6 protein-coding genes are annotated in these 3,707 nt (G+C 58.9%); all 6 read left to right on the top strand.

Annotation, left to right across the window (positions count from 1 at the left end; all coding sequences use genetic code 11):
• Window positions 1–279 (top strand): histidinol dehydrogenase (locus WA354_RS24615; protein WP_472815671.1); only part of this gene is annotated, 279 nt, incomplete at its 5' end.
• Window positions 272–1,369 carry a histidinol-phosphate transaminase gene (gene hisC / locus WA354_RS24610; RefSeq protein WP_472815670.1) on the top strand — a complete coding sequence of 366 codons (1,098 nt, stop codon included), beginning with the start codon at window positions 272–274 and terminating at the stop codon, window positions 1,367–1,369. The genes WA354_RS24615 and hisC, both read left to right, overlap by 8 nt.
• Window positions 1,366–1,995 (top strand): imidazoleglycerol-phosphate dehydratase HisB, encoded by a 630-nt coding sequence (gene hisB, locus WA354_RS24605; protein ID WP_472815669.1) that lies wholly within the window; start codon window positions 1,366–1,368, stop codon window positions 1,993–1,995. The genes hisC and hisB overlap by 4 nt, the downstream gene beginning before the upstream one ends.
• Entirely contained in the window at window positions 1,995–2,600 is a 606-nt protein-coding gene (gene hisH / locus WA354_RS24600; RefSeq protein WP_472815668.1) for an imidazole glycerol phosphate synthase subunit HisH, read from the top strand. The genes hisB and hisH overlap by 1 nt, the downstream gene beginning before the upstream one ends.
• Entirely contained in the window at window positions 2,594–3,373 is a 780-nt protein-coding gene (gene hisF / locus WA354_RS24595) for an imidazole glycerol phosphate synthase subunit HisF (RefSeq protein ID WP_472815667.1), read from the top strand. Before hisH ends, hisF begins: the two co-directional genes overlap by 7 nt.
• Window positions 3,367–3,707, top strand: a 341-nt coding sequence (locus WA354_RS24590) for a HisA/HisF-related TIM barrel protein (RefSeq protein ID WP_472815666.1), incomplete at its 3' end; no start/stop codon positions are given. The genes hisF and WA354_RS24590, both read left to right, overlap by 7 nt.

The following is a 3,707-nucleotide window of genomic DNA, read 5'->3' as shown; positions in this document are numbered from 1 at the left end:
GCGCAGCCGATGGGTGACTACATTTCGGGGCCGAATCACACTCTGCCCACGGGCGGAATGGCGCGGGTACGTGGCGGGCTCAGCGTGAATGATTTCGTGAAGCTGATTACCGTGCAGGAGTATTCGGCGCAGGGAATGCTCCTCCTGGGGCCGCCGGCGGCGATGCTGGCGGAGGCAGAAGGTTTGCCCGCACATGCTGAAGCGATACGCGTGCGGTTACGCAAGGTTTCACGGAAGCGAGCGCCAGTCGCGGTCCGCGGAGGGAGGGCTCGTGCATAATTCCGCTTCTGTTGTTCAACCCACTCCGCGTGCCCGGGTCCAGGCGATGAAGGAGTATCATCCGCCGCTGGGAAATCGCGATGCGATGCGCCTCGACTTCAATGAAAACACGATTGCGTGCTCTCCAAAGGTGCGGGAGGTCCTCGGTCGCATTTCGGCGGCCGATCTTACCCGCTATCCAGAACGCGCCCCTGTTGAGCGGATTGTTGCGAAACACCTTGGAATTTCGGCGGAGAGAGTAGTACTCACCAATGGTGTGGATGAAGCGATTCATGTGCTCTTCGAGACATTTCTCGATTCCGGCGACGAATTGTTGTTGCCCGTTCCCACGTACACCATGTACGAGGTATACGCGTCGGCGATGGATGCCAATGTAGTTGCGGTGCAGGCGGACACAGACCTGCAGTTTCCCTTCGATCGACTTCTAAGCGCCATTACTCCGCAGACGAAGGTCATAGCCATTGCGAACCCTAACAGCCCTTCGGGTTCGCTCGCGACGAGGGAACAAGTTGTCGAACTTGCGCAGCGCGCTCCGCAGGCGGTGGTGCTGGTGGATGAAGCGTATTTCCATTTTTGCGGGGAGACCGTGATCGATCTGATCGAGACGCTTCCAAACGTGCTGATTGCGCGTACTTTTTCAAAGGCCTATGGGCTGGCGGGGTTACGGCTGGGCGTTCTCGCGGGTCGGGCTGATTTGATGCGGTGGATTCGGCGCGTGCTTTCGCCGTATAGCGTGAACTCGCTTGCATTGGCTTGCCTGCCGCCTGCATTGGAGGATTCCGCGTACCTGGATTGGTACGTTGGGGAAGTGATTTCTGCCCGCGCAGATTTTGAGGCTGCGCTTGAGTCCGTGGGTATGCGCCACTGGCCGAGTCATGCGAATTTCATTCTGGTGTATGTTGGCGGGCAGCATGCTGAATTTGTTCGGCTGATGTCAGCTGGTGGCGTGCTGGTGCGCGACCGGTCAAACGATCCGGGTTGTGACGGCTGCGTCCGCATAACGATTGGTACACGCCAGCAGATGCGCGAAGCCACAGCGGTGCTCCGCGCAACGCTGAAGGTGCTTGGTGCAATGGAGGGGGAGCGATGACAGCCAAGGCTGCGGAGAAGGCGTCGCGGGGCACGGTGGTTCGCAGGGGCGTTGTTGTACGCGATACGCATGAAACGCGCATTGCCATTGATCTCAAGATCGAGGGCAAGGGGCAGTACAAGGTCACGACGGGCATTCGGTTCTTCGATCACATGCTGGAACTGTTCACGCGACACGGTGCATTTGACTTGGAACTCACGTGCAAGGGTGATCTCGATGTGGACCAGCATCACACGGTGGAGGATGTGGGAATCGCGCTTGGCGAGGCGTTCGATCGCGCGCTAGGCGACAAGCGTGGAATTCTGCGCGCCGGCTACTTTGTGATGCCGATGGATGAGACGCTAGCGATCGCGGCGGTGGACTTGAGCGGCCGTGCGGCGTATGTGGTGGACACGAAGGTTAAGACGCGACTTGTCGGCGATCTACAGACAGAGCTGGTGGCGGATTTTTTTGAAGGATTTGCGCGTGGCGCACGGGCCAATGTGCATGTGAAAACCATGTACGGCAGGTCAAATCATCACAAGATCGAGGCGATCTTCAAGGCCTTTGCGCGGGCTCTCCGCGTGGCGTGTTCGCGCGATAAGCAACTTGGCGAGATGTTGCCGAGTACCAAGGGGCTTCTCTGATGCGTGTCACGGTGATTGACTACAAAGCCGGGAACCTCACGTCTGTGCTGAAGGCGCTGCGGCACCTCGGAGCGGACGCGGTAGTGACGGATTCGGATGTTTCGCTTATCGAGTCAGCAGAGCGGATTGTGCTGCCGGGCGTGGGCCATTTTGCGGCAACCGGGCGGTTGGATGCGACTGGCATGACGGGGGCGATACGCAGTGCGCTTGCGCAGGGAGTGCCGTTTCTTGGGATTTGCGTGGGGATGCAGTGGTTGTATGCGGGGTCGACCGAAGCTGCAAATCAGTTGGGGCTCGGACATTTCAAAGAGTCATGCACACGTTTTCCGGAATGCAACCAAAAGGTTCCCCATGTTGGTTGGAACTCGTTAGAGACGAATTCTGGATCGCGCCTTCTTGCTGGGGTTGGGGCGGGTGAGTTTGTTTACTTTACGCATTCTTATAAAGCTCCTGTCACTGCCGACACCGCCGCAACGACAAAGTACATCGAGCCGTTTGCATCTGCGGTAGAGAACGGCAACGTAATGGGTGTTCAATTTCATCCTGAAAAATCCGGAGAGACTGGGTTGAAGATTCTGCAGAACTTCCTGGTGTGGACATGCTGACCAAGCGCATCATTGCGTGTCTTGATGTCCACGCTGGGCGCGTGGTCAAGGGCGTTCAGTTTGTGGACATCGTCGATGCCGGTGACCCGGCGGCGCTGGCGTCACGCCATGCCCGCGAAGGCGCGGACGAGATTGTGCTACTCGACATTACGGCCACGCACGAAGGCCGACAAACGCTCCTGGAGACAGTGCGGCGTACCGCGCGCGAGTTGTTTGTGCCCTTCACGGTGGGTGGCGGGATTCGTAGCGCGGAGGAGGCAGAACAGGTGTTCGAGGCGGGCGCAGACAAGATCAGCATCAACTCGGCAGCGCTTGCAGACCCCCTGCTGATCAGCACGATTGGGCGCAGTTTTGGATCGCAGGCCGTTGTGGTGGCAATCGACGCGCGGCGCTATCCAGAAGCAGAAGACCCGGTGCGCGATGCGCAGGTCTTTGTGCAGGGCGGCCGCAAGCCGGCTGGACGGCGTGTTGTGGAGTGGGCGCTTGAAGCCGAGGCTCGGGGAGCGGGAGAAATTCTGCTTACGTCGATGGACGCGGATGGTACTCGAGCTGGATTCGACTGTGAACTGACGGCAGCGGTCAGCGAATCGGTCAACATCCCGGTGATCGCATCAGGAGGCGCTGGAACAGTGGCGCACTTTGCCGATGTTTTTGCCAGAGGAAAGGCGGATGCGGCTCTTGCGGCGAGCATCTTCCATTTCGGCGTGTCGAGCGCGCGGTCGCTAAAAGAGGAATTGATTGCAGCGGGCGTTCCGGTGAGGCTGCCATGCTGATTCCTTCAATTGATTTGATGGGCGGCCGGATTGTGCAGCTGGTGCAGGGAGAGAAGCTCCGCCTTTCATTTGACGATTTCGAATACTGGATTGAGAAGTTCTCGCGCTTTCCTCTGGTGCAGCTCATTGACCTGGATGCGGCGATGCGACAAGGTAACAACTCGGCGCTGGTCGCACAGTTCGCGCGCCGGCTCCGTTGCCAGGTAGGCGGAGGGATTCGTTCGGCCGACCGCGCGCGCGAGGTTCTGGACGCAGGCGCGCAAAAAGTCATCATCGGATCGGCTTTGTTTTCGGAAGACGGAAAAGTGAATGTAGGCGTTGCTTCAGCGCTCGC

This window comes from Occallatibacter sp. (genome assembly GCF_049802275.1).
Taxonomy (GTDB): Bacteria; Acidobacteriota; Terriglobia; order Terriglobales; family Acidobacteriaceae; genus Telmatobacter.
This window is presented reverse-complemented; position numbering and strand designations above follow the sequence as displayed.

What these genes read in the sequence shown, in the direction of transcription:
- hisB (WP_472815669.1), top strand. Translation starts at nt 1,366, where the DNA reads ATGACAGCCAAGGCTGCGGAGAAGGCGTCGCGGGGCACGGTGGTTCGC.
- hisH (WP_472815668.1), top strand. Translation starts at nt 1,995, where the DNA reads ATGCGTGTCACGGTGATTGACTACAAAGCCGGGAACCTCACGTCTGTG.
- hisF (WP_472815667.1), top strand. Translation starts at nt 2,594, where the DNA reads ATGCTGACCAAGCGCATCATTGCGTGTCTTGATGTCCACGCTGGGCGC.